The sequence below is a fragment of the SAR202 cluster bacterium genome (genome assembly GCA_016872285.1).
In the GTDB taxonomy this organism is placed as follows: domain Bacteria; phylum Chloroflexota; class Dehalococcoidia; order Lucifugimonadales.
The window spans coordinates 1-24562 of sequence record VGZZ01000035.1; the positions used below are offsets into that span (position 1 = coordinate 1).

25 protein-coding genes and 1 pseudogene are annotated in these 24562 nt (G+C 59.4%); 12 read left to right on the top strand and 14 right to left on the bottom strand.

The genetic code is table 11. From position 1 onward, the window contains the following. Together FJ320_09585 and FJ320_09590 are read right to left on the bottom strand one after the other, a co-directional pair. Window positions 1-276, bottom strand: a 276-nt coding sequence (locus FJ320_09585; protein ID MBM3926213.1) for a hypothetical protein, incomplete at its 3' end; no start/stop codon positions are given. Window positions 277-444: 168 nt separating this feature from the next. Next, a complete protein-coding gene (locus tag FJ320_09590; protein ID MBM3926214.1) occupies window positions 445-789 on the bottom strand; it encodes a hypothetical protein in 345 nt (114 codons plus the stop codon). A gap of 84 nt (window positions 790-873) precedes the next feature. Between FJ320_09590 and FJ320_09595 the strand changes: the two genes are divergently transcribed. The 6 genes from FJ320_09595 (at window position 874) to FJ320_09620 (ending at window position 5660) form a co-directional block, all read left to right on the top strand. Then, a complete protein-coding gene (locus FJ320_09595) occupies window positions 874-1632 on the top strand; it encodes a response regulator transcription factor (protein ID MBM3926215.1) in 759 nt (252 codons plus the stop codon). 330 nt (window positions 1633-1962) lie between these two features. Next, window positions 1963-2697, top strand: a complete 735-nt coding sequence (locus FJ320_09600) for a sensor histidine kinase (protein MBM3926216.1) — start codon at window positions 1963-1965, stop codon at window positions 2695-2697. Between the two features lie 104 nt (window positions 2698-2801). Further along, window positions 2802-3602 (top strand): electron transfer flavoprotein subunit beta/FixA family protein, encoded by an 801-nt coding sequence (locus tag FJ320_09605; protein MBM3926217.1) that lies wholly within the window; start codon window positions 2802-2804, stop codon window positions 3600-3602. Window positions 3603-3615: 13 nt separating this feature from the next. Then, window positions 3616-4611 carry an electron transfer flavoprotein subunit alpha/FixB family protein gene (locus tag FJ320_09610; GenBank protein MBM3926218.1) on the top strand — a complete coding sequence of 332 codons (996 nt, stop codon included), beginning with the start codon at window positions 3616-3618 and terminating at the stop codon, window positions 4609-4611. A gap of 225 nt (window positions 4612-4836) precedes the next feature. After that, complete coding sequence (locus FJ320_09615) at window positions 4837-5328, top strand: hypothetical protein (GenBank protein MBM3926219.1); 492 nt, start codon at window positions 4837-4839, stop codon at window positions 5326-5328. Continuing rightward, window positions 5226-5660, top strand: coding sequence for a hypothetical protein (locus FJ320_09620; GenBank protein MBM3926220.1), 435 nt, complete (start codon window positions 5226-5228; stop codon window positions 5658-5660). The genes FJ320_09615 and FJ320_09620 overlap by 103 nt, the downstream gene beginning before the upstream one ends. On the opposite strand, the gene FJ320_09625 is transcribed toward FJ320_09620, so the two are convergent. The 9 genes from FJ320_09625 to FJ320_09665 all read right to left on the bottom strand — a co-directional run bounded on the left by FJ320_09625 (window position 5657) and on the right by FJ320_09665 (window position 15181). Continuing rightward, on the bottom strand, window positions 5657-6511 hold the full coding sequence (locus FJ320_09625; protein ID MBM3926221.1) for a pantoate--beta-alanine ligase: 855 nt from the start codon (window positions 6509-6511) through the stop codon (window positions 5657-5659). The genes FJ320_09620 and FJ320_09625 overlap by 4 nt on opposite strands. A 321-nt stretch (window positions 6512-6832) precedes the next feature. Further along, window positions 6833-7660, bottom strand: a complete 828-nt coding sequence (panB, locus tag FJ320_09630) for a 3-methyl-2-oxobutanoate hydroxymethyltransferase (GenBank protein MBM3926222.1) — start codon at window positions 7658-7660, stop codon at window positions 6833-6835. Then, window positions 7661-8560, bottom strand: coding sequence for a DUF2520 domain-containing protein (locus FJ320_09635; protein MBM3926223.1), 900 nt, complete (start codon window positions 8558-8560; stop codon window positions 7661-7663). Window positions 8561-8685: 125 nt separating this feature from the next. Beyond that, window positions 8686-10608, bottom strand: coding sequence for an ABC transporter substrate-binding protein (locus FJ320_09640; GenBank protein ID MBM3926224.1), 1923 nt, complete (start codon window positions 10606-10608; stop codon window positions 8686-8688). A 77-nt stretch (window positions 10609-10685) separates the two neighbouring features. Next, window positions 10686-11045, bottom strand: a complete 360-nt coding sequence (locus tag FJ320_09645; GenBank protein MBM3926225.1) for a cysteine hydrolase — start codon at window positions 11043-11045, stop codon at window positions 10686-10688. Window positions 11046-11096: 51 nt separating this feature from the next. Further along, window positions 11097-11411 carry a cysteine hydrolase family protein gene (locus FJ320_09650; GenBank protein MBM3926226.1) on the bottom strand — a complete coding sequence of 105 codons (315 nt, stop codon included), beginning with the start codon at window positions 11409-11411 and terminating at the stop codon, window positions 11097-11099. Window positions 11412-11600: 189 nt separating this feature from the next. After that, window positions 11601-12581: a hypothetical protein gene (locus tag FJ320_09655; protein ID MBM3926227.1), complete on the bottom strand. Its 981-nt coding sequence runs from the start codon at window positions 12579-12581 to the stop codon at window positions 11601-11603. Between the two features lie 36 nt (window positions 12582-12617). Further along, complete coding sequence (locus FJ320_09660; protein ID MBM3926228.1) at window positions 12618-13754, bottom strand: DUF1501 domain-containing protein; 1137 nt, start codon at window positions 13752-13754, stop codon at window positions 12618-12620. A gap of 17 nt (window positions 13755-13771) precedes the next feature. Next, window positions 13772-15181, bottom strand: a complete 1410-nt coding sequence (locus tag FJ320_09665; GenBank protein MBM3926229.1) for a DUF1800 domain-containing protein — start codon at window positions 15179-15181, stop codon at window positions 13772-13774. A gap of 493 nt (window positions 15182-15674) precedes the next feature. Between FJ320_09665 and FJ320_09670 the strand changes: the two genes are divergently transcribed. From FJ320_09670 to FJ320_09685, 4 genes are all read left to right on the top strand, one after another. After that, on the top strand, window positions 15675-16814 hold the full coding sequence (locus tag FJ320_09670) for a GuaB3 family IMP dehydrogenase-related protein (protein MBM3926230.1): 1140 nt from the start codon (window positions 15675-15677) through the stop codon (window positions 16812-16814). Between the two features lie 487 nt (window positions 16815-17301). Then, window positions 17302-18507, top strand: coding sequence for a hypothetical protein (locus FJ320_09675; protein MBM3926231.1), 1206 nt, complete (start codon window positions 17302-17304; stop codon window positions 18505-18507). A 315-nt stretch (window positions 18508-18822) separates the two neighbouring features. Continuing rightward, a complete protein-coding gene (locus FJ320_09680) occupies window positions 18823-19557 on the top strand; it encodes an LppX_LprAFG lipoprotein (GenBank protein MBM3926232.1) in 735 nt (244 codons plus the stop codon). A gap of 488 nt (window positions 19558-20045) precedes the next feature. Next, entirely contained in the window at window positions 20046-21605 is a 1560-nt protein-coding gene (locus FJ320_09685) for an MFS transporter (protein ID MBM3926233.1), read from the top strand. 161 nt (window positions 21606-21766) lie between these two features. On the opposite strand, the gene FJ320_09690 is transcribed toward FJ320_09685, so the two are convergent. The 3 genes from FJ320_09690 to FJ320_09700 are packed head-to-tail and all read right to left on the bottom strand — an operon-like array spanning window position 21767 to window position 23613. After that, entirely contained in the window at window positions 21767-22156 is a 390-nt protein-coding gene (locus FJ320_09690; GenBank protein MBM3926234.1) for a hypothetical protein, read from the bottom strand. 29 nt (window positions 22157-22185) lie between these two features. Next, window positions 22186-22869, bottom strand: coding sequence for a hypothetical protein (locus FJ320_09695; protein MBM3926235.1), 684 nt, complete (start codon window positions 22867-22869; stop codon window positions 22186-22188). Between the two features lie 24 nt (window positions 22870-22893). Beyond that, window positions 22894-23613 carry a hypothetical protein gene (locus FJ320_09700; protein MBM3926236.1) on the bottom strand — a complete coding sequence of 240 codons (720 nt, stop codon included), beginning with the start codon at window positions 23611-23613 and terminating at the stop codon, window positions 22894-22896. Between FJ320_09700 and FJ320_09705 the strand changes: the two genes are divergently transcribed. Both FJ320_09705 and FJ320_09710 read left to right on the top strand, forming a co-directional pair. Then, on the top strand, window positions 23551-23853 hold the full coding sequence (locus FJ320_09705; GenBank protein MBM3926237.1) for a hypothetical protein: 303 nt from the start codon (window positions 23551-23553) through the stop codon (window positions 23851-23853). The genes FJ320_09700 and FJ320_09705 overlap by 63 nt on opposite strands. 527 nt (window positions 23854-24380) lie before the next feature. Continuing rightward, window positions 24381-24562 (top strand): annotated as a pseudogene (locus FJ320_09710) (hypothetical protein).

The following is a 24562-nucleotide window of genomic DNA, read 5'->3' on the forward strand; positions in this document are numbered from 1 at the left end:
GTAGGGAACGGTCTGCTGCTCAGCCGGCGGGGGAAGGGCGATGACCAGCCGAGGCTTGACGGGGACTTTGGGAGCCGATGTAGCGGTGGCGGTAGCCGTGGGCGCGCGGGTGGGGGTGGCGGTGGCCGGTGCCGCGGTTACCGTTTGGCCTGGGGCGCTGGTGGGGGTAGCGGTGGCGGCGGGCGGGCTGGTGGGAGTGTTGGTGGCCGCCGGTCTAGCGGTGGCGGTGGGGGTGGGGTCATCGCCGCAGGCGACGATGAACATAGTGAGCGCCACTATACCTAAAACTAACAGAAACCCTCGTGCAGAAAATCCGAGTCTTCTTCGATTCAAGTTACACCTCCTAAATTTGCGTTCAGCCTGGTCCGTTGGGAAGTCCCGTAAATGGAATCTTGATGTGAATCGCTGACTGCTCTTTAGTCCGTCTTGCGGCAGACTCGCCTGTTAAGGCAGCGCCGCCTCAGGCAACAAACTTGTGGGTTTCATCGGTTCCAGGTTTGCGTTTCCGTTCCCGTCGGCAAAGTAAACGCTCATAGATCTCACACCCTTCATCCTTCTTACTCTTATGAACAGCGTGGCCGCCAGGTCCGTCAGGTCCTCCGTTCTTATTAGCGCCATCACCAACGGCGTGGAGTTCACAGGGTCCGCCGCCACAACCCAGGGGATTCTCCGGAGGTTCTCAACCACATCTCGAATTTGCGGTCTCTCGACATCAATTTTCAGATATGCCCTTGTGTCCATGACGATAAAGCTGTCCACCAATTTGGTATAGCCCCACAGTTTCTTCACTATACGATTCTATAACAGCGTATAAGTATGCAAAAACCAATGCCGACTTCTGCTATTCGTCATGCGGTTTCCCGCATTGCAGTTATGCCGATATATGCATATGATGTATCATCTTTTATTCTTTTGGACGCCTCCTACGTGCAGGATGTAAAGCAAATCCAGACCAAAGACGGTCAATCGGTCCCTGACCGGCCCATCCGGGTCCTGGTCGTGGATGACCATCCTCCCTTCGCTCACGGTCTAAGCAGTCTCCTGGAGGAGGAGCCTGACTTTGATCCCTTAGGTATCGCCACCAACGGCCAGGAGGCCATAGATATGGCCGCTCGCCTTTCCCCAGACGTGGTGGTCATGGATATCTCCATGCCGGGAGTCAATGGCATTGAGGCAACCCGGGCTATCAAGAAAGCCCTTCCCAGTACCGCTATCCTTGCCCTTAGCGCCTATGGCTACTATCAATATGTTATGTCTGCTCTCGAGGCCGGCGCTGGAGGCTACCTCCTAAAGTCCGTGCCCTTGAAACAATTGCTCAACGCCATCCGGGCCATCAAGGCCGGTGAGGCCGTTCTCGAGCGCTCCGTCGCCGACAAGCTGCTGAAATCCGTAACATACCCCCATATGGGCAGCAATAAGAAAATTATGCTGACCGAGCGAGAGCTGGAGATTCTGCAGCTCAGCGCCGGCGGGTTAAGCAACAAGGAGATCGCCGCCAAAACATCCCTGGCCGAGCGCACCATCCAGGCCCATTTCACCAGCGTCTTTTCCAAGCTGGGCGTCGGCAGCAGGCTGGAAGCCGTGATCCAGGGACTCAAGCAGGGTTGGATCACCCTGGACAACCTGAACTAGCTCCGCTCCGTCCTGTGATTCAATACCTTTCGTCCAGATCAAAGGCGCTTCCCCTAATCCTCCTTCTCTTCTTCCTTGCCACAGCCCTCTACTACTGGGGGGACGTCTCGTGGCTGCCCGCCTCGGCCGGATGGCGGTCCTTTACCAATACCACCCTCTATCGTGAATTGGTCTTTGTCCTCTTTGGCCTGCTGGTGCTGTTCGTCTCCTTCCTGTTCAGGGCCCGTGGGGCCGTTATCGCGTCCTTGAGCGTAACCGCCATTGTCATTCCACACGCTGTCATCGCAGGCATCCTGATCGGACCCCATATTAAGACTGCTAAGCTTCAACGTGATCACCCTCTTACTAGGAGCTATAGTAGGCGTCTCCCTGAGCGCCCGTGAGAAGCTGAAAAACGAGCAGTCCAAGCTTGAGCAGTTCATCACGGTCACCCTGAACTCCCAGGAAAATGAGAAGCAATTCCTTGCCCGTGAGCTCCATGACGAAACCGCCCAGCACCTGGTGGACATCCTTCATAAAATTGACGACGTCCAGGATTCCGTGGACTCCTCCAACATGACCGCCCACCGGGAGTTGGCCTCTCTGCGTTCGTCGGTCGAAGATGTCTTGGACGGCACCAGGCGTTTCATGCTGGGCCTCAGACCCCCTCAACTAGACGACCTCGGCCTCCTGCCGGCCCTCCAGGCTCTCTGCCAGGACACCTCAGAGACAACTGGAATAGACGTGCGGCTGACCTATTCCGACAAGGTCCCGCCTCTCCCCAAGGCCACAGAGTTGGCTATCTATCGTATCGCCCAGGAAGCCCTCACCAACGCCGGACGTCATTCCAGGGCCAGTTCTATTCTGCTCAAGGCCTTCTGCCACAACACTACCCTCACTCTCTCAATAGAAGATGACGGGATAGGGTCCCCCAGGTTTCCCGATGAACACTTGGCCCGCCAGGGCAAGTTCGGTCAGATCGGAATGGTGGAAAGAGCTAGGTTGGCGGGCGGCTCCGCCACCATTATCTCTTCAACAGGCAGAGGCACCAAAGTTATCCTGGAGGTCCCCATTTCTGGTCGCTGACCCCACCCCACTCCGCCGTAGCAAAATTGCCCGCGCCGCTTTTTGACACCCCCATAGACCAATGTTATATTCCCCTTTGGACTCTCAAACTTCGGAGCATCGTTTTGCCCCTCAACATCATCGTCCTCGCCAAGCAAGTCACCGACCCTGAAATGCCCCGCTCCGCCTTCCAGGTGGACCGCCAGAATAAGCGAATCGTCACCCCCGCCAACATCCCGCCCGTGGTCAACGGCTTCGACGAAAACGCCGTCGAGGCCGCCCTCCGCCTCAAAGACGCCCAGGGCGCCAGCGTCACCGTCGTCTCCATGGGCCAGTCCTTCGCCCTCGATGTCATGAAAAAACCCCTCTCTATGGGCGCCGACACCCTCATCCTTCTCCAGGACCCCGCCTTCGCCAACACCGCCGATAGCTCCATCACCGCCAGGGTCCTGGTCGCCGCCATCAAGAAAATCGGCCCCTTTGACCTCATCATAGCCGGCCGCCAGGCCTCCGACTGGGACAACGCCCAGGTCCCCCTCATGGTGGCCGAACACCTCGGCCTCCCATCCCTCACCATCGCCAAAAAGGTGGACGTCGGCGATGGCAAAGTCTCCGTCGAGCGCCAGATGCCCGAGGGCGTCGAAATCGTTGAATCCGCCCTCCCGGCCCTGGTCACCGTCAGCAACGAGCTGGGCCAGCCTCGATATCCCACCCTCCGAGGCATCATGGCCGCCACCCGAAAGCAGCCCACCATCTGGTCCGCCGCCGACATCGGCCTCAACCCCGCCGACCTCCAGCCTCATCTGGAACTCGTTGACGTCTATGTCCCCACCGTCAAAAAAGAGGTCGAAATCATCAAAGGCCAGGATGACGCCGACACCGGCCGCCTCCTCGCCCTCAAGCTCCGCGAAGCTAAACTCATCTAGAACTGGTCAATAAATGGCAGAACCTACAGGCATCCTGGTTCTCGGCGAAATCAATAAAGGGAATCTCCACCCCACCGTCCTGGAGCTTCTGGCCGCGGGCAAAACTTTAGCCCGGGGCTTAAGCCAGAAGCTCTCCCTAGGCCTCGCCGGCCCCTCCCTGGACCAGCCCGCCAAGGACGGCATCGCCCACGGCGCAGACACTATCTACACCGCCACCCACCAACTCCTCGAGCAGCCCCACCTCGACCTCCTCCTTGCCGCCTGGACCCAAATCTGCCGGACCGCCAACCCCGCCGTCATCCTCATCGCCCGCACCACCGCGGGCCGAGACCTCGCCCCCCGGCTGGCCGCTCGCCTCAACGTCGGCCTCGCCCAGGACTGCCTGGAAGTCAAGCTGGACGACTCCACTAAACGTCTCGTCGCCCACCGCCCCATCTACGGCGGCAATGCCGTCGCCGCTGTCTCCCCCAAGGGTACCCCCCAGATCGCCGCCGTTCGCCCCAAAGCCTACGACCCTCTCCCTGCCGACCCTTCCCGCCACGGCGAAACTATAAACGTAGCCGTCAACCTCGACCCCTCCATGGCTAAGACCAAGCTGGTCCAGCGCAACGAGGAGCAGACCGGCGGCGTCCGACTGGACACCGCCCGCATCGTCATCTCCGGCGGACGAGGCCTCGGCGGCCCCGAACCCTTCAAAAAACTCGATGAAATCGCCAAAATCCTCGGCGCCGCCGTGGGCGCCTCCCGCGCCGCTGTCGATGCCGGCTGGGTACCCCCCGCTATGCAAGTCGGCCTCACCGGAAAGACCATCACCCCGGAACTATACATCACCGTCGCCATATCCGGCGCCAGCCAGCACATGGCCGGCTGCTCCGGCGCCAAAGTCCTCGTCGCCATCAACAAAGACGCCGACGCCAATATCTTCAAGGAAGCCCGCTACGGCGTCGTCGGCGACTGGCAAAAAATCCTCCCCTCCTTCACTGAAACCCTCCGAGAACTTGTAAAGTAACTCAGAGTCGGCCTTAGCTCTCTAAAGCCCCTGGTGCTAATTGGGATTGCTATACATAAAAAGGATTGATGTGCTCTAAGGAAATCCCTTCTCCCCTTGTGGGAGAAGGCGCAGGATGAGGGGTGAAACCCTAGCACTACAAGACACTTATTAAAGCCACCTGACGCCGCACTCTCCTTATCCAGTACAAAATCACCAGCGCCACTCCAACCAGGGAGTCATAAAATGAAAATCCCCGTCACCATGTGCCACGGTATCCGGCCCACCCCCGGCGGCGGCAACACGCCTCACCCCCTCTCCGCCCAGCACTTCGACGCCCTCATGCGCATCGCCGCCGATATGGGCTTCCAGTCCATCAACTACGACCAGCTAGCCGCCTGGCGAAACGGCAATGGCACCCTCCCCAAACATCCCATCATGATCGATTTCGACCACCCCGTCACATCCATGCGTCACGGCGTCTATGAAGTCCTCGAAAAGCATGGCTTCAAAGGCAACCTGTTCATCTACACCGCCCCCTACGACCCCAAAAACCATCGACCCCTCTCCTTCACCCAGACCCCAGAGCACATGACCTGGGCTGAAATCAAAGAGTTGAAAAGGCCGGCTGGCACATCGGCGCCCACACCGTCAGCCATCCCAACCTCTCCAACCTCACCGCCCAGGACAAGGACGGCTCCATCATCCGGTACGAGCTCGACCAGTGCATCCAGGTAATCAAGGAGAACCTTGGCTTTACGCCTAAAGACTTCGCCTTCACCGGCACCAGTTGGAGCAGCCAGGCAGAGACCGAGGTCAAAAAACGCTTCCGATTTGGCCGCCTGTGGTTCGTCGGCTCCGAGTATGAAGTCGATGGCAAGAAAATGCGCGTCGCCGACTTCCTAGGCTTCAAGCAACCCGACGAAACCGACGGCGGCCCGCCCAACGCCTCCCTCTACATCACCAAGGCCACCGACCCCTACCGCCTGCCCTCCATGGAGCTTCAAGCCCTAATCAACAGCCCCGGCGCCTTCCGCAGCTACCTGAAGGGTGCCCTGACGGACGATTAGGTCAACCCGCCCAGCTCCACGTTATCTATCAGCCGCACCCTCCCCATCCTCACCGCCGCCAGCAGCAGCGACGGCCCCTCCACCGTCGACACCTCCTCCATCGTCCCCGGGTCCGCCACGCTTACATAATCGACGGCCTTAATCAGCGGCTCCCCCTCCAGCTCCCGGCACACCGCCGACCGCAGCCGCTCCCCGTCCCGCTCCCCCTGCCTGTGCATCTCCTGTGCCTTCCGCAGCGAATAGTAAATCACCGGCGCGGCCCGGCGCTCCTCCGGCGTCAAAAATACGTTTCGGCTGCTCATCGCCAGCCCGTCCCGCTCCCGCACCGTCGGGCACGCCACAATATCGGCCCCCAGGTCCAGGTCCCGCGCCACCCTCCTTATCACCGCCAACTGCTGCGCGTCCTTCCGCCCAAAGTACGCCCTGTCCGGCCTCACAATGTTCAGCAGCTTCGCCACCACCGTCCCCACGCCCCTGAAATGCCCCGGCCTGAACTCCCCCTCCAGCCGCTCCGTCATCCCCATCACCTCCACCCACGTCCGCCACCTCTCCAGCCCGCCCGGGTACATCTCCTCAGCCCTCGGCGCGAACACCACGTCCACGTTCTCCCCCTCCAACAGCGACAGGTCCCTGTCCATATCTTGCGGATAGGTCGAGTAGTCCTCCCTAGGTCCAAACTGCGTCGGGTTGACGAAAATGCTCACCGCCACCGTCGCATTCTCGTCCCGCGCTCGCTTCACCAGCGAACGGTGTCCATCGTGTAAATATCCCATCGTCGGCGCCAGCCCCAGCGGCCTCCTCGCCGACTGGCACACCTCCCGCATCTCGCAAATACTCTCGATGACTCTCATACAAGAAGCTCCACACAAGCGCAGGAGGGACACTGATTGAGCTGACTATTTTTGTTTCCTCCCCACTTGAGCGCGTGATGTAGATTAAGGGCTTGGCATATAAAAACACGAGCCTTGTAGCAGGCGGGGTTGGGTGTCTCCTCTGGTTCTCCCCCTTCGGCCTGGAAGGCGAAGGGGGAGTTAGAGGGGGTTGTGGTGTAATTTTTCCTTCCCCTTCCAGCAGGAAGGGGCCAGGGGATGGTATCCCGATTATGAACAACTATTGTATTGTGCATCACAGGCTTGAGAGAGAACGATGGCCGAATCTGACTCCCAACCACTCTACAACCCCTCCAGCGCCGACTCGTCCATAGCGAACCCTTCCTTCTCCGTCGGGAACGCACCCTCCCGCACCTCGTCGGCGTACTGCTTCAACGCCCCGCTTATCAATTCATTCAACCTCAAATACTGCTTCGTGTGCTTCGGCACAAACTCGCCATAAAACCCCATCAGGTCGTGGAACACCTGCACCTGCCCGTCGCAGTACGGCCCCGCGCCGATGCCGATGGTCGGTATCGTCAGCCGCTCCGTTATCAGCTTCGCCAGCGCCGAGGGCATCAGCTCCAGCACTACCGCAAACGCCCCCGCCTCCTGCAGCGCCATGGCGTCCTCCAGCAAACGCTTGGCCTCCTCCCTCCCCTTCCCCTGCACCTTGTATCCCCCAAACCTGTTCACCGACTGCGGCGTCAGCCCAATGTGCCCCATCACCGGTATCCCCGACTCCACCACCCTCCGCACCTCCTCCGCCACCGGCACTCCTCCCTCCAGCTTCACGCACTGCGCGCCGCCCTCCTGCGCCAGCCGGCCCGCGTTCCGCACCGTCTCCGACACATTCACGTGGAAGCTCATAAACGGCATGTCGACCACAATCAGCGCCCGCCGCGCCCTCCTGGACACCGCCGACGTATGCCGCACCATGTCCTCCATCGTCACCGGTATCGTCGATTCGTGCCCCAGCACCACCATCCCCAGGCTGTCACCCACCAGGATCATGGGGAAGCCCGCCGAGTCCGCTAGGCATGCCGTGGGCGCGTCATAGGCCGTCACCATCGGTATCTTCTCGCCCCTCGACTTCATCGCCTGTATGTCTAACGTAGTAATTCTGCGCATCTAGTCACCTTTAACTCCATCCTTAGCCATATACTCCGACAACGCCGCCTCCACCTCCCGCGCCTTCGCCCCGCCGACCCTCCCCTCCGCCAGCGGCAGCGACGCCTCCGCCAGCGCCAGGTACAGCGTCGATAGTCCCGGCGCTCGTTCAGACAACGCCTCCATGTGCCGCCTCACCGTCTCTACGTCCCCTCGAACAATCGGCCCCGTCACCGCCTTCTGCGTCCCCAGCTTCACCAGATTTTCCAGCGTGGCGCGGGCTATCGGCTCCAACGCCCTCATCCCGTCCGACTTCGTCAGCCCCATCCTCTCCCACAGCCCCGCCGCCGAGTCCACCAGCGCCGCCAAATATCCGCACGCCATTACCGCCGATGTGTGATATAAAACTCTATCCTCCGGCTTTATCCGGATCGACCGTCCCCCCAGGTCTTTCGCCATCCCCTCCAGCGTCTCCAGAAGCCAACCGTGCGCCTCGATGGCAAAGGTAATCCCCTTCATGCGCTCTATTGACTGCCGCCCCGTCGTCACGCCGGCAAAGGTCTGCAGCGGGTGTATCGAGCCGCACCGCGCCCCCTGTCGAGTCGCCGGCATTAGCTTGTCCAGCGTCCCCGCGCCGCTGCAGTGCGCCACCCCCTGTCCCGGGCTCCACATCAGCGACGCCGCCACCTCGGTAATCACATCATCCGGCGTCGTAATAAACACCAGGTCGCAACTCGACGCCACCGCCTGCGGCTCCGCCTCCGCCCGGCACCCTTCCACCAGCGACGCCAATTCTTGCGCCGACTCATAGCTCCGGCTGGCCGCCGCCGTCACGCGATACCCTGCCCCGGCCAGCCCCAGGGCCAGCCCCTTCCCCAATATCCCCGCCCCAATAAACCCAATCGAAAGGCGTTTACTCACAACGCAGCCGCCCAAAAACAGCAAGCCCTTCCCGGCCAGGAAGGGCTATAACTAATCCAACTCTTATGTTTCGCCGTCTCGGTCCCCATAGGGTCCCAGCGGCCTCCCTTGGTCTCTAACCAGGCTCACCCCCCTTGCGGGTGGATGGCCCTCCCATCATAGCACCCATCCAGCATTCCTTCAACGCTGGATGGTCTGGCTCGGCTACTTATAGGCTGGCTTAGTAAACTCGTGGTAACGGACTGGCGAATGGTGCAGCAAGTGCACCGAGTATTCCTCCGCCACCACGTTGGGGTTATACCCCCCTGCTGGAACACCCAGAACAGGGGTATGGTAAGAATAGTCCTCTTGGACCAGTCTCCAAGCTCCAATGTCCTCCGTGTACGCTGCTCTTCCGTCGCCAGCGTAGCGCAGTCGTCAATGAACTTATCGAACTCGTCGTAGTCCCATTGAGCCCTCCCTGACTTATAAACGGTAAAAGGCCCAATAGCGCAGGGGTGAAACGCTCCCGGGTTTACCGCCATGAACAATGTCTTAGCCTCCGTCCTGTTATTTACCACGGTAAACATTTCACTGTTCGTCATCGCCACAAACTTGGTGCTTATGCCTACATCCCGCCAGTATTTCCCAATAGCCTCGGCAATCTCAGGCATCTCTGGCACAAGGCTATGATTGTTGGGCGTGTACATAGTCAGCTCAAAACCGCCGCCTTGATACCCAGCTTCTGCCAGGAGCTTTTTAGCAAGCCCTATATCAAAGGGGAAAGGCCATCCTCCCTCCCGTCCAGTTTTACCCGTCGGTCCGGGGAACGGGGCCCATTCATCCTTAAAGAAGGCTGCCCATGGCGGGAACCAGTCCATAACATTAGGAGCAAATTGGCCCTGGAAAAAGACCTTATTGATCTCATCCCGGTTGATGGCTACGTTGATAGCTTCGCGCACCTTAACATTGCGGAGCGGGTCGTTGGCGTCGTAACCCTTAGTTGGACCTGCAGGAGCGCCTTCATATGCAGGCTTTCCGGTAGCCGGGTCCACATAGTTCTGGGGCTTATACCAGGGGATCCGAACATGGTGGTGCCCGCCAGGCACGCTGGCCCTGTAGGTCTTCTTTCCTGCGTCTGTGACCTGTTTATGCAAAAGCCGTGGCACCGAGGCAATGTCCGCCTCTCCGTTAATTAACATACCCAGCCTTACCGCCGACTCAGGGACTGCGATGAACTGAAGCTCGGCAAACTCGGATGTTCTGCGCCAGTGATTCTCAATCCGTTTGTATAAGTAATATTGATTAACCTTCATCTCCATCAGGGCAAAGGGCCCGTTGCCAATAGGATCAGCTTTGTAGCCTTCCTCACCGCCCACCGCGTTCCAGTGCTCCAGACTGGAAATTGGTGCTTCCAGCTCATCCGAGACCTGGCGCGGCAAGTCCAGATTCACACCGGGCAGATGGAACACTATCTCATAATCGTTGACAATTTCCTGGCTCCCCTGAGGGCCGGCCCAAGTACGCCAAAAGCCTGGGCTTCGGGCTGTTTGAGTTTTGTAGCCTCCAGCCATCTCCATGGAATGGACTACGTCTTTGGCGGTAAAGGTGTACTTAGACGGCTTCCCGTCTCTTCCGTAAAACGGCGTATCCCTTCGCAGCTTGAAATTCCAATCTTTGCCGTTGGTCGCCACTGACCACCCTGTAGCCAGTTCAGGCACCAATTCCGAGGTTTTCCTATCGGTTCCCACCAAATGCTCATACATCTGCTGCCATGACACGTCCAGGTTGGAGGCAGGCCAGTTCACCGTCGCCCATGTTGACGGCGGTTCTGACCCTATTTTCAGACGTGTAGTCACCGGCGCCTTAGCTGCCGATGTAGCTGTAGGGGTAGGCGTTGCCCCGGCGCCAGGAGTGCCCGTCGGGCTTGTCGCAGGCCTTGTAGCGGTAGCGGTGGCGCCGGTAGTCTCATCGTCTCCGCAGGCCAGTATAAGAAGCGTTGCTGTAACCAAGCTAAGCAGTGCCAACGGTACTTGCCAGCGCCGCAACCACGACTTGTAGCTACCCATCCCACACCTCCCAGCCCAAAATTTCAGCTACCAAATGTCAATGAATTTCTGTCTGTTTTGGAAAACTCTTCCCGCTTCTAAACCCGAACGCTTTCCCTTGCTTTTGCCCACAACGCGATAAGTTCCTCTGAGCTGGGCATATCGAACCGCTCGCCCATCAGGCCTAGCCCTGCTCGATGGCGATTCTGGTTGGCATCGCCTACACAGTCCTTTATCACCACCGTGTAATAGTCGCAATAGCTGGCGTCCAGGGCTGTGCCCAGCACACAGCCCGATGTGCTGGTGCCAGTGACCACCACGGACTTTATCCCGTTGGAGCGCAAAAGCTGGTCCATAGGCGTGTTTATAAACGCGCTGTTGCGATGTTTTTTGACCACAAAATCCCCAGGCTGGGGCGCTAACTCAGGTATAATCTCCCCCTCCCACGTCCCATCGATAAGGACCTCGTGGGTAGGCTTCCTGTCCTCAAGCGTGTTGGGCGTGCCCCATTACGAAGTAAAGTTGAACATCCGCCGCGACTGGTAAATCTCCGACGGGCTGGTGGTCGCCTGGTCTGCGTCGAAAACTATCTGGATATGGACAACCCTGGCGCCCGCCTCTCGCCCCGACTTCAACAGCCGCTGGATTGGCGGAATGATTTTACGCTGCATAGACACGTCAAAACCGTGCCGGGCCGCATGGCCCTCCAGGGAAGCCAGCCCGTTCTGCATATCAACGACCAGTATTGCGGTGTGCTCGGGGTTTACTACCTCTTCCAGCGAATCAAATACCTGCTTGCCGTAAACTTCTCGCATTGTCTCCATCTCCTATATGAAAATAAGCCTCACGCCAAGCACGGGCCCATCCTATCCTCTCCCCTTGAACGCCTGGTGCTAGTTGAGGCCAGAGGTGTATGAAAGGATTGACGGCCTCCAAGAAAATTCCTTCCCCCTTGATGGGGGAGAGTTAGAGAGGCGGTCGGGGTGGAAGAGCAGGATCACTATCCACCTCCTTTAAGACACCTTCCGGTATATCTGAATCCTATCCCGCCGCCCGTCAATAATCATTATCCGGTTCTCCGAGTCCACCTCCACCGCAATCGGCTCGCGAAACTTCTTTTCCTTCTCCGCCATGTCCGGCACCTTAGCCCGCTGTTCGATGTACTGCGTGTTCCCCTGCAACTGTAGCATCCCCCACTTGGACAGCCCCGCGTCCCCCGTCCATAGCGTAATAAACTTGCCCTTCTTGTCGAAGACCTGTACCCGGTCGTTGCCCCAGTCCGTCACGTAAATATCGCCGTCCTTGTCCACCGCCACGCCCGTCGGTCGATTGAACTGTCCCTCCCCTGCGCCCGACGACCCGAACTTCATCAAAAACTTTCCGTCCGGCGTGAACTTCTGAATACGGTCGTTGCGCCAGTCCGCCACAAACACATTCCCCTGCCTGTCCGTCGTGACGCCCCACGGCATATTCAGTTCCCCATCCCCGGCCCCAAACCTTCCCCACTTCGACAAAAACTTCCCCTCCGGCGTGAACCTCTGTATCCGATGGTTCTCGCCATCGCTGATTAAAAGATTCCCATCCGGGTCGAAAGCCAGTCCCGCCGGCCCGTGGAGCTGCCCATCCCCGCTCCCCTTTCCTCCCCACTTGGTCAAAAACTTGCCCTCGCGGCTGAAAATCGTTATGCGATTAAGCCACTCGTCGCACACAAAGACTCGACCGTCCGGACTCGCCGCCACCGACAGCGCCCATATAAACTCGCCGTCCGCCTCGCCCCGCTGTCCGAAATCGCCTAGGAACTCTTCTTTGAGGTTGAGTCTGCAAACGCGATGGCCCTTCACCTGCTTTTCTGTAGTCCGGTTGAGCACATAGATATCCCCGTCTTTGCCCAGCGCAATGTCCACGGGCGTTCTGAACGACTCGCCGGTGACGGAGCTGCGGCCTATGGTCTGCTCATACTTGAACTTTCGACTTGTCTTCGTCTGCGTGGTCATGTCCGCCCCTTGGAAAGTGTTTTTCGGGCCGCTGGTTTAGTCCTTCAGAAACCCCATCTGCTCATAGCTCCCGCCGACTAGCGGCCTCGCCTCCAGCTTCATCCATCGCTCCAGAATCGTGGAATAGAGGCCCCGAAAGTCATAGTTGAAGTGCAGGTCGCCATCCAGCAGCTTCTCCGCCTTCAGCGACGGGTACTCCCCGTACATCCCGCCCTTCACCTTGTCGCCGATGAGGAACGCGCCGCCGCCCGACCCGTGGTCCGTCCCTGTGCCGTTATCGTTCACGCGCCGGCCAAACTCGGTGAACAATAGCATCAGCACGTTCTCGCTGGCGTTGTGCTCCTTCAAGTCGTCGTAGAAGTCCCCCAACGCCGGCCCCAACGCCTCCCACAAAGGCGCGTGGGTAGCCAGCTCGTTGGCGTGGGTGTCGAAGTTCCCGTACTCCACATACAGCACCCTTGTCCCCAGCTCCGCCAGGTGTACCTGCGCCACGCTCTTCAGGCTCTGGGCTATCGGTGTGGCCGCATACTCAACCGTGGACGAGTATTTTTGCGGCGCCGTCTTCAAAATGTCCGACCCCTTCAAAATATCGTTCCCCACCTGTCTCAGGTAGTCCAGCACGTACCCCGTGCCCACCGTCGGGCCGTATATCCGCGAGAACGTCTCCAGCGCGCGCTTCCTCTCCTCCGCGGGATTTATCCCCGTCAGCACACCCGCCCGCTCCAGCTCCATCACCGACGCCACCGGCACCCCCGGCAAGGCCAGCGCCCTCGGCAGCCCGGGGCCAAAGCTCACCGCCGTCAGAACGTTCTCGCCCTTCGGGTCCATGTCCCTTACTGCCTTCCCCAGCCAGCCGTCCGTGCTCATCTTGTCCGGTTCGCACGTGTGCCAGATATCCATAGACCTGAAGTGCGACCGGTTGGGATTCGGATACCCGACGCCGTGAATAATCGCCATCTTTCCCGTATCCCAGAACTTCTCCTTTATCGACTTCAGGCTGGGATGCAGCCCCAGCGAGTTCCCTACCGGCATCACCTTGTCCTGCGGTATGCCAATGTGAGGACGCTGGTCGTAGTAAAGGCCGTCGGTGTACGGTATCACCGTGTTCAGATAATCGTTGCCGCCCGAAAGCTGGACAATCACCAGGACCGGGTCTTTAGATGACGTAGGCATTTCTTTCTCCTCGAAAGCTAAGCTAGCTGGTACTCTTTTGTCGCCGCGATGAGCTGCAGCGTGCGGCCCACCCTCCGCGCGAAGGCGGCGCGCCCCTCCTCCGTGTCCTGCCGCAGCGCCCCCTCTTTCTCGACGTGCGCTGTTAAAGCGTTCCTCGTTTCCTCGCTCACCTTCACCGGCCCCATAAGCTCTAAGCATCTGTCGACAAACTCGGTGGCCGATACCTTCCCCCCCTTCGCCACCACCCGCGACACCACCTTCTGCACTCCGGGCATTTGCAAGTCCCCCACCCTTTCGGCTACAAAATTAATCCGGTTCGCCAGCGTGCCGCTGTTAATCCATTCCTTGCCCGTATGCCACCCCTCCACGCTGGGCGGGTTCAGTATCCCCTGCCCCATATACATCGTCTGGTAAACCAGGTCGTCGATGCCTGGCTTCGGCGTAACGTAATCGCCTACAAACCTTAGCGTCCCCACCACCACGTCAATGGGACTTTTCACTTTGGCGTACCGCACTTTCTCATCCTTGAAAAATTCCGAGTTGAAGAGGACTCGCAGCACCACCTTCATGTCGTATTTTGACTGAAGATAGGCGTCGGCCAGGATATTGATGGCCGCGCCATCCCTCGGCGGCGTATGCGGCCATGCCGGCACCGGCGGCTCGTCGGCCACGAAGAAGTTATACAGATGCCGCGCGATGAACCGGGCCGTGGCCGGCTGCCGCGCCACTATGTTTATGATGTCCTCACCATTAAACCTCCCTCTCTGGCCCAAGAACACCTTTTCCCCGTCGTCATGGTCCTCCGGGTTATAAACAAAATCTAAGAAGTACCTCTGATAAGGATAAAGAGGCGGAAACGGCTTGTGAGTCCAGCCCGTGAACGCCCGCGATGCCGCCTTGACATCGTCCTCCGTGTAATTCCCCACACCCATCGAGAAAAGCTCCAGCAGCTCCCTTCCCCAGTTCTCGTTGATAGCCCCTTTGTGGTTATCGCGGTTGTCCAGGTAAATAATCATCGCCGGGTCCTTGGCCAGGTCTAGCAGCAAGTCCCGGTAATTGCCCATGCAGTGCTTTCGCAGCATCTCAATCTGCCTTTGCACCGTCTGGGGATGGTCCACCTTGGCGTTGCCGGTGCAAAGTATGGAATGCCAGAACAGCGTCATCTTCTCTTCCAGGGGCCGCTTGGTGGAGATCATCCGTTGCAGCCACCAGCCCTGAGTCTCCGGCAGCCCGTTCCCATAACGCGCCCCTATATGGTGGCGGCGGGCCAAATCCTCCTCCCACGGCGGCTGGGCCTCCGGGTGCAGCAGCTCCTCCACCGTGGCCTCGTATCCCTTAGCCGCCCGTTCCTCCAGCTCCTCCCGCGTAGCCCCAAACCCCGCGCGCCGCATCAGGTGGGCCATCAACTCAATCTTCTTGTCGCTCATATTCCGCACCTTCTCCACTGACAATGGGGTTTTGTGCGGCGAACATAACACCTGATATCTAACATGTCAATCCACACCAATTTTGGACGATTAACTATTATTATAGCTCTATAGTATGACCCTTTTCGTAATGTATTTCTCTACTGATGGCCTTTAACTACTTTACCAGGTAATGCCATACCGTCACGTCTGTGTACGCCACAAAGCCACCAACAAGGCCTATGCCGCGCACTTCAGTGTGTCGAGCACGTTTACTATATTCAATTGCGAGACCCCGCATGATGATCGGGGCGGTAGGGTAATATAACCCAACACACCTCCCCCTCGGCATTCGTTGGGCATTACCTCGTTAAGTTTTAAATCTCATAATCTGACATTAGAGGTTGCTCCCGCCGGGTCTCCCGCCATCACATTTCGCCTTGACTTGATATATCACGGGTGTTACATTCGATTGAATACCCATCCCATCTCCCTCCGCGTGAGGTGCTTTAAAATGAGCGCTCCCCCCATTAAGGAGCTACGCAGGGCCTACGGTTTCGATGAAGTCGCCATTGTCCCGGGCCAGGTCACCATCAACCCGGACATGGCCTACACCCAAATGTCCATCGGTCCCAACACCTTTGATATCCCCATCATCGCCTCCGCCATGGACGCCGTCGTCTCTCCCTCCTTCGCCGCCCTCATGCACCAGAAAGGCGGCCTGGGCGTCCTCAACCTGGAAGGCATCTACACCCGCTACGCTGACCCCTTCTCCGTCCTGGAGGAGATCCGCTCCGCCGCTCAGGCTGAAGTCACCGCCCTCTTCCAGAAAATCTACTCCCAGCCCATCAAGGAAGAGCTTGTCGGCAAGTGCGTCGAGACCATCAAAAAGAGCGGCGCCACCTGTGCTGTCGCCGTCACTCCCGCCAACACCAAAAAGCTCTCCGCCGTCGCCATCGATGCCGGCGCCGACATCCTCGTCGTCCAGTCCACCGTCACCACCGCCCGTCACATCTCCCACAGCTACAAAGGCCTGATACTTTCCGAGCTGGTGGAAGCCATCAATATTCCCGTCGTCGTCGGCAACTGCGTCGGGTATGAAGTCGCCCTGGAGCTTATGGAGCAGGGCATCTCCGGCCTCCTGGTCGGCGTCGGCCCCGGCGCCGCCTGCACCACCCGCGAGGTCGTCGGCGTCGGCGTCCCCCAGGTCACCTCCACCATGGAGTGCGCCGCCGCCCGCGACGAGTTCTACAAGCGCTCCGGCCGCTACGTCACCGTCATCACCGACGGCGGCATCCGCACCGGCGGCGACCTCTGCAAAGCCATCGTCGCCGGCTCCGACGGTGTCATGATCGGCACCCCCTTCGCCCAGACCAAAGAAGCCCCCGGCGGCGGCTTCAACTGGGGCATGGCTACACCCCATCCTGAGCTGCCCCGCGGCACCCGCATCAAGTCCGGCTCCAAGGCCACGCTAAAGCAGCTCCTCTTCGGCCCCACCTCCGTCACCGACGGCACCCAGAACCTCGTCGGGTCCCTTAAAGTCTGCATGGGCATGTGCGGCGCCTTCAATATCAAAGACATGCACAAGGCCGAAATGGTCATCGCCCCCTCCATCAAGACCGAAGGCAAGATATTCCAGATGTCCCGAGAGTAGACCGCTAGGTCACTCTAGTCCCTTCCCCCTCGAATGCTTGGGAACTAATTGAGATTTGAGACATAGAACAGGATAGATTGCCTCAAAGAAAATTCCTTCTCCCTTGATGTTGAGCTCCTTAACCTATATCCATCCGAAATCCCGATGATAATCGGGAGGAGAAGGCGCAGGTCGAAGACTCGCCGTGGCGAGATGAAGGGTGAAACCCTAGCACTACAACACGGGTATTATGACTCACAGTCCTCCGTATACTTCCATTTAGCCTAGGAATAACTAGCATCCCCCATCTTAAGGGGAAAGGATAGGATAGTGGGTTGTGGATGTTGAATGGTGTATTTCCTATATCACTATCACTAACACTAGTCGAATAAAACGATAGACCACTACCTCATGCCTTCTATCCAAACTACTATGCCTCTTAACATTCTTCTTTCACCCATGACCGCTTCCCTAATCCAACCCCATCTTCTCGTCGAGGCCTGAACCCATGCCTCCCCTGGACCGCCTCGCCTGCGTCAACAACGACGGCCACATCGTCACCATCTCCCCTGACGGCACCGGCCAGACCGTCCTCACCGAGTCCTTCGCCGCTAAGCCCCAGGGCCTCGTCCTCGGCCAGGCTTTCCACCAGTCCCCCCTCTTCTTCACCTGGCCCGCCTGGGCGCCCGGCGGCGCGCGAATGTCCCTCTCCCAGGTCACCCTCGCCGGCGAAGGCCCGGGCGTTTTCCTGACTATCCTGGACCTCTTCACTGGCGAGTTTCAGCGCATCCATCAGAACCACGACGACTCCAGCCCCGTCATCGCCCAGAACGTCCCCCACTACACCTGCTGGTCCCCCGACGGCGCCAGGCTCGCCTTCCTCGCGTCTACCCCCGACGGCCTTGGCCTCTTTGTCCATACCCTCGGCGGAAGCACGTCCATGGTCGTCAACCAGGGCCCCCTTTTCCTACGATGGACCGGCGACAGCCAGGGACTCTTCATCCACTCTCGAGAGCGCCTCCTCTACGCCAGGGATCCCTTCACCGACACTCCCGCGGCCCTGGCCCCCATGGACACCTCCTTCCGCAACCCAGACGTCTCCTATGACGGCCGCCGCCTCGCCTTCATCACCAACGTCGGCCAGGGTCCCACCCTCATCGTGGGCGACGTCTCCGGCCCCGGCCCCTTCCAGGCCCTGTCCGCCGTCGGCGGCAACGCCGCTATCCTCTTCTCTCCCGTGGACGACAACATCGCTGTCGCAGAGGCCCCCACCCCCGAAGCCACCCTCTACGCCCGCCTGCGTCTTATCGCCCCTGACACCACCTCGCGAGTGCTAATAGAAGAGCCCTTGCTGGCCTTCTTCTGGTCCCCTGACGGCAAGCAGATCGCCTACTTCAGCCTTAACCCCGTCCACCAGGAGCTCACCCTAAAAGTCCTCGACATCGCTGGCGGCGACCCCCGGCCCATGGCCCGCTTCGCCCCCTCCGTCGAATTTCTCGCCATGCTCGGCTTCTTCGACCAGTACGCCCACTCCCACCGTATCTGGTCGCCGGACAGCACCCGGCTGGTCTTCTGTGGAGCCCTCCACCGCCACCAGGCTCACACCAACGGCCACAGCCAGATTTACGACCGCATTTATGTTATAAATACCCAGGCTGACTCGGAGCCTCAGGAAGTCGCCCGCGGCCCCCTCGCCTGCTGGCCCTTCGACTAAGTCCCAGACGAGACCGCCATATATGAGAGCGTCTTAATTTGTTTAAACAGATTTTTTGCAAAGCTAAGCTTAGAAGCCCCTCTCTAGTCCCTTCTGGTCTGCTCTCCACGAATGCCTGATGTAAACCGACGATTGAGACCGATGATAAAGAAACTTAATTGTCATTCTGGTGAGCCTTTAGCCCTGAGCGTAGTCGAAGAATCTGATCGCCCTGTAGTAGAGCAAGGCTTATCAGAACCACTCTTCGCTATCTCCTATACAGCACATTTACAATCAGCATCGGCAGAAATAACGCCAGCTATAGGGAGGCACTAGGTGCAGCGTTTCCCCCTTTTCTTAATCTCGGTCTTTACTCTCTTAAGCGCATCCATCCTCCTCGCCTCCTGCGGCGGCAGCGACGCCGCCACACCCACCCCCTCCCCCCCCCCCCCCCCCCCCCCCCCCCAGGAAATGCTCTCCACCTCCGCCGCCCGCATGGCCTCCCTCAAATCCCTCACCTTCTCCATGACCCACGAAAAAGGCGTCTCCCCTCTCATGTCCGGCGTCGTCATGGAATCCATGGACGGCCAGGCCGCCCTCCCCGACCGCTTTAGCCTCGACGTCAAAGCCCAGGCCACCGCCCTCCGCGCCTTCATTAACATCAAAATCCTCGCCGCCAGCGGAAAGACCTACATGACCGACCCCGTCTCCGGTCGATTGCAGGAGGTTGACCCCTCCACCCTCCCCTTCAATTTCACCAACCTCGGCGGCACCCTCGCCGGCATTATCAACGCCATGATGTCTCCCCTGCCCAGGGGCATCGAGACCGTCGACGGCAAGCAGGCGCAAAAGATTGTCGGCCCCGTCCTTTCCCAAAACCTGTCCGGCCTCGTCCCCAAAGCCGCCCAGGGCCTCCCCGTCGGCCTGGAAGTCTGGATCGAAGAAAACACCACCCTTCTCCTCCGCGCCCGAATATCCGGCCCCGTCGTCTCCAACGACCCCCCGGACATCATCCGAGTCCTCACCTTCCACAACTTCGATACCCCCATAACCATCACCTCACCCGTCTGAGGGTCATTGCCAGCTAGGGATGGAGGCAAATTACAGAGGACAGTTTTTGTCATTCTGAGCGAAGTCCATACTCGGACGTAGTCGAAGAATCTGGTCTCACTGGAATCCAGGCTCCATCTTTTGGTAGACGGCTGCGCCACTCGTGTAGGGGCGAGGATTGCCCCGTCTTATCCCTTCCCTCGGGCTCCTGAACGCTTGGTTCCAGCTAGACGTAATACTTATAAAAGAATTGACGGCCTCCAAGAAATTCCTTCTCCCTTGATGGGAGAAGGCGAAGGATGAGGGTGCAACCCTGGAAGCACGACCCTTTATCACTGCCACCTGCCACTATCGCTTCATCCATTAAGAGTCTTCGAACAACTAGCAACACCCATCCTTGCGGGAGAAGGTGCAGAGCCTGTCTAAGGAATGAGGTGAAACCCTGGCACTACAATCCGAGCATTAAATCCGTATACTTCCCCAAAAATTGAACTATCATCTAGCATTTTATGACTGAAACACGTCAGCTAAATAATACCTCCCCCTGGCCCTTCGTCTCCATCATCTGCCTCGCCGTCCTCTTCTCCGCCCTCGACCAGACCGTCGTCGTCACCGTCCTACCCCAAGTCATGGCCGACCTGGAAGTCCCCGTCACCCAGCTGGACCAGGCCTCCTGGATCATCACCGGCTTCCTCATCGGCTACACCGTCGCCATCCCCCTCGTCGCCCGCATGGCCGATGCCTACGGCCACATGCTCCTGTTCATCGCCGCCCTGGCCGTCTTCGCCCTCGGATCCACCCTAGCCGCCCTCGCCCCCAGCCTCGAATCCCTGGTGGCCGCGCGAGTCCTCCAGGCCCTTGGCGGCGGCGCTATGGTCCCCGTCGGCATGGCCATGGTCGCCGCGCGGCTTCCCCACAAAAACACCGCCCTCGCCGTCGGCCTCGTCGGCGGCAGTGCCGAAGCCGGCATCGTCCTCGGCCCCCTCTACGGCGGCGCCATTACCGACGCCCTCGACTGGCGATGGGTCTTCTGGCTCAACATCCCCCAGTCCGCCCTTATACTAGTCCCGCTGCTTGTATTGGCCGCTAAGCCGCTGCCAGGACGTAGGGGCGAGGTCGCCTCGCCCTTCCTCTCCGCCAATCCCCCCTCTACCCGTGTGGACTACCTCGGCGGCCTCCTCCTCACCGCCTCCCTCACCCTCATCACCATCGCCCTCTCCCAACAATCCCTCTTCGACCTCGACTCTCCCCTCCCATATATCCTCCTCGCCGCCGGCCTCACCCTCGCCGCCCTCCTCGCCCTCCACCAGCGGCGCTCCGCCTCCCCACTTATCCCCCTGGAACTCCTCCGCTCCCGTCCCGCCCTCGCCTCCATAATCACCAAACTCCTCGTAGGCGCGGCCCTCATCATCGCCATGGTCACCATCCCCCTCATGGCCAACACCATCCAAGCCATGTCTCCACTGGATGGAGGACTCCGTCTTATAAGATTAACCGCCGCCATCCCCCTCGGCGCGGTTGTGGGCGGCTTCCTGGCTTCCCGACTCGGCCCCCGACCCATCACCATCGCCGGCCTCGTCGCCGCCAGCGTAGGCCTGTTTCTAATGAGCGGCTGGACCACCACCGCCAACGACCCCGCCGACTCCCTCCACCTCATCCTCGCCGGCCTCGGCTTCGGCCTCGTCATCGCCCCCCTCTTCACCACCGCCATGGAGTCCGGCCCCCGCGACTACCAGGCCACCGCCGCATCGTTAGTGACCGTGTCGAGGATGATGGGCATGGCCCTGGGCCTCGCCGCCCTCTCCGCCTGGGGCATGGGCCACTTCCAGTCCCTCACCGCCGGTCTCCACCTCCCCCTCCCCGCCCTCGGCGAGTCCTCCGCCGACTACCAGACTCGCCTGGACGCCTACCAGTCCGGCCTCACCACCGCCGGTGTCGATCTCTTCCAAGCCTTCTTCCGCGCCGCCGCCGCCCTAATGCTGGCAGGCATAGTGCCGGCGTTATGGTTAGGCAAAAGGCAACATGAAATTAAAATCCCTTCTTTCCTTGAGACGCATGGCGCTAATTGAGAATTGCTTTGCGTATAAGATGTGAAAGCCACCCAGAAAATTCCTTCCCCCTTGATGGGGGAAGGCGAAGGATGAGGGTGAAACACTAGCTCAACAATCCTTTATCAGCGCCACCTGACGCGCTACGAATCGTCTCTGCCCCCGCTCGGTAAGGGGGCCCACTAAAACCCGCTGGCAGTGCAGAACTCCACCCGGTTACCGTCCGGGTCGTGCGTAAAAAAGAACTTCTGCCCGTCGTTCCTCACCCCGCTCCGCGCGATGTCATACCCCTTCGCCTTCACCGCCTCCATCGTCCCATCAAAGTCCTTCACCTGAAACGCGATGTGGTTCTCCTCCGGGCACGGCGCCTGGCTGGTCTCAATCAAATGCAGCATCACCCCATTCGACAGTTGCAGCCAGATAATATTCTTGTTATTCACCTGGCTCGGTATCTGCTTGATGCCGAGAAAATCGTGGTAATACTCCATGCTCCGCTTCAGGTCTTTCACCAGGTACACCACGTGGTTGATTCGATTTATCTTTATGGGCTTCACGGCAGCTTTTGTCGCCATTGGACTCTCCCGCTTCTCTGTTGAATTTTCTATCGATATATCCCCGACGCGTGGTATTTTACCGCAGGGTCGTCGCTGGCCTTCATCCTATCCCCCACCTTCACCAGCAGCCGCCCCATGGCCGTCTCCCCCCAGAACCACCGGTGCAAGTCCGGCTCATTAGCCTCCGGCCTCTGCTGCATTCGCGCCTCGAAAAAGAACGCCTTTATATCGTCCGCGCAGTACCGAATGAACTGCGCCAGCGCCACGTCCCTCGGCCTCTCCTCCATGTCCGTCGACTCCCCTCGCGCGTACTCCTCCAGCAGCCTCACCACACCCCTAAACCGCCGCTGCGGTATCCCGCTCAGTCCCACCGCCGTCGCTCCCCCATGCTCCTCCACCCACCGTTCGTAGAACGGACGCAGCGCCGTCACCTCGTCCGCCGCGCTCCGCTCCGACTCCACCGCCTCCACCACTGACGCCTGCAGCAAAATCTCCGACGGCTCGTCATATTGAAAGTCTTCTAATACCGGCCCCTTCTCATGCGACAGCAGTCCCAGCGCTCCTTCAATTACTCCATGCTGCAACTCCGGGTCGTTAGGTTTCCCCAACGGGAACCCCAGCGGAAAGGGCACAAACAACGCGCGGGGCGGCTTCACCTTCTCCGCGTGCAGCCGTATCAAGGCCAGCGCCGTGGTAACAAGCCCCCTCTCCTCAAAAACCCTCGCCAGCACGCTGACCGCGTGCGTGCAAGCCGGTCAGACCGGTGTCAGCAGCACCACGTCCACACCCTCCTCCCTCATCAGCCCCGCCGCCTCCGGCCCCGTCTCCGCTATGATCCGATTCGGGTACGTCACCGCTCCCATAAACGAGTAGAAATTCTTCGCCAGCCCGCCGATAACCCCCCGCTCCGCCAGCTCCCGCAGTCGGTCGATTGGAAACGCGACATTTATATCCTTATAAATCCCCGTCCTGTCGAAGCCAATGCTCGTATGGCTCTGCAAAATATCCCCGGCCTTCGCATCCGAAGGTATCACCATGTAAGACTGGTCCCTCTTCTCATGGTCGCCCACAAAGGGCTTATCTCCGCGCATATGCAGCCCCGCGCTGGTCACCAGCGCCACCTTGCACCGCGACAGCGGCTTTCTCATCTCCGTCCACGGGTTGTCGGGAAACTCCATACAAGGAAAGAACAGCGCCTGCTTCCGCATCACCTCTGTCATGTGTTCCAGTCTTGGCATATAGTCCTCTTTAGTGGACTTGTAGGTGGCATCCAATTCTAGCTCAGATGGCGAGCTAGGCTCATCGTCGGAGCTAATGCCGCACACTTCAGTGTGCGGTGGGGTCCTACCCCTCGTAATAGCCAGCCTGCGCCCCACTCTACCCTCGCCCTTTTGCACTGTCAAACGCCGACGGTGGTAAAATCCCCCCATGCCCAAAAAGCCGCCCGCCATAAACTCGTCGAGGTCGGCCTCCATCTCGAAGACCAACCCCCCGTCAACAAACACTACCTCGCCCACCTCTCCGACCACGCCTCCGCCCTCCGCGACACCTGCCCCACCCTCGAAGCCGAGCAGTGGACCGACTCTTGGACCCGACTCCACCAGTCCCTCACCCTGACCACCCTCAACGAAGACCTCCTCATGGAAGTCGCCAACGCCACCTCCCGCATGATCACCACCCTAGAACCCATGGTGCGCCGGATAACTCCGCCTTGACCCCACTGACAAATTCTCATTGACCTAAGCCTCCCGCTTCCCCTATCCTCTCCACATGCCCACCAACCGCTATCCCATCACCACCCATCCCCACCATGTAGGGGCGAGGTCGCCTCGCCCGTCCCTCCCCATCACCCGAAAACAACTAAAACGGCTTCACGTCTGGCTCGTGCCTAAATATTCGATCCGTTTTAGGAAAAAATTGCAAAACGAATCCCCAAAAACGAATCATCATCCCGCTGTACGCTCCACAGCCGTCAACATAGCCTATGCCGCACCCTGAAGTGTGCGGTAGGGAACTACAACTCATCACCAAGTCCGGTACGGGTTACCCCATTCGGCTGCTAAACATCACAGACGCTAGGCCACCTCTCCCCCACTAAACGGTCCAGGGCACGCCCTGGTTCCTCCTACCCCTCCCATCCCTTATAATTTCCCCCACAGCCTTTTATAATCACGGACACACGCCCATGCAGATACCCGCACCCAAAAAAACTCGCGGCCTTGACCCCGCCCTGGCGGACCTCCGCGCCCGCATCCGCCACTCCGCCGCCCACGTCATGGCCGACGCCGTCATGCAGCTCTTTCCCGACGCCAAGCTCGGCTTCGGCCCTCCCACCGACGACGGCTTCTATTACGACATCGACGTCTCCCGCCCCTTCACCCCGGACGACCTGGACAAGATCACCGCCATCATGAGGCCGCCATC

Excerpts from the sequence above, each read along its gene's own strand:
- FJ320_09665 (MBM3926229.1), bottom strand. The coding sequence starts at position 15,181 with ATGAGCGACAAGAAGATTGAGTTGATGGCCCACCTGATGCGGCGCGCG.
- panB (MBM3926222.1), bottom strand. The coding sequence starts at position 7,660 with ATGCGCAGAATTACTACGTTAGACATACAGGCGATGAAGTCGAGGGGC.
- FJ320_09685 (MBM3926233.1), top strand. The coding sequence starts at position 20,046 with ATGACTGAAACACGTCAGCTAAATAATACCTCCCCCTGGCCCTTCGTC.
- FJ320_09700 (MBM3926236.1), bottom strand. The coding sequence starts at position 23,613 with ATGGAGGCCGACCTCGACGAGTTTATGGCGGGCGGCTTTTTGGGCATG.
- FJ320_09610 (MBM3926218.1), top strand. The coding sequence starts at position 3,616 with ATGGCAGAACCTACAGGCATCCTGGTTCTCGGCGAAATCAATAAAGGG.
- FJ320_09625 (MBM3926221.1), bottom strand. The coding sequence starts at position 6,511 with ATGAGAGTCATCGAGAGTATTTGCGAGATGCGGGAGGTGTGCCAGTCG.
- FJ320_09690 (MBM3926234.1), bottom strand. The coding sequence starts at position 22,156 with ATGGCGACAAAAGCTGCCGTGAAGCCCATAAAGATAAATCGAATCAAC.
- FJ320_09670 (MBM3926230.1), top strand. The coding sequence starts at position 15,675 with ATGAGCGCTCCCCCCATTAAGGAGCTACGCAGGGCCTACGGTTTCGAT.
- FJ320_09660 (MBM3926228.1), bottom strand. The coding sequence starts at position 13,754 with ATGCCTACGTCATCTAAAGACCCGGTCCTGGTGATTGTCCAGCTTTCG.
- FJ320_09675 (MBM3926231.1), top strand. The coding sequence starts at position 17,302 with ATGCCTCCCCTGGACCGCCTCGCCTGCGTCAACAACGACGGCCACATC.
- FJ320_09650 (MBM3926226.1), bottom strand. The coding sequence starts at position 11,411 with ATGGAGACAATGCGAGAAGTTTACGGCAAGCAGGTATTTGATTCGCTG.
- FJ320_09595 (MBM3926215.1), top strand. The coding sequence starts at position 874 with ATGCCGATATATGCATATGATGTATCATCTTTTATTCTTTTGGACGCC.
- FJ320_09615 (MBM3926219.1), top strand. The coding sequence starts at position 4,837 with ATGAAAATCCCCGTCACCATGTGCCACGGTATCCGGCCCACCCCCGGC.
- FJ320_09640 (MBM3926224.1), bottom strand. The coding sequence starts at position 10,608 with ATGGGTAGCTACAAGTCGTGGTTGCGGCGCTGGCAAGTACCGTTGGCA.
- FJ320_09655 (MBM3926227.1), bottom strand. The coding sequence starts at position 12,581 with ATGACCACGCAGACGAAGACAAGTCGAAAGTTCAAGTATGAGCAGACC.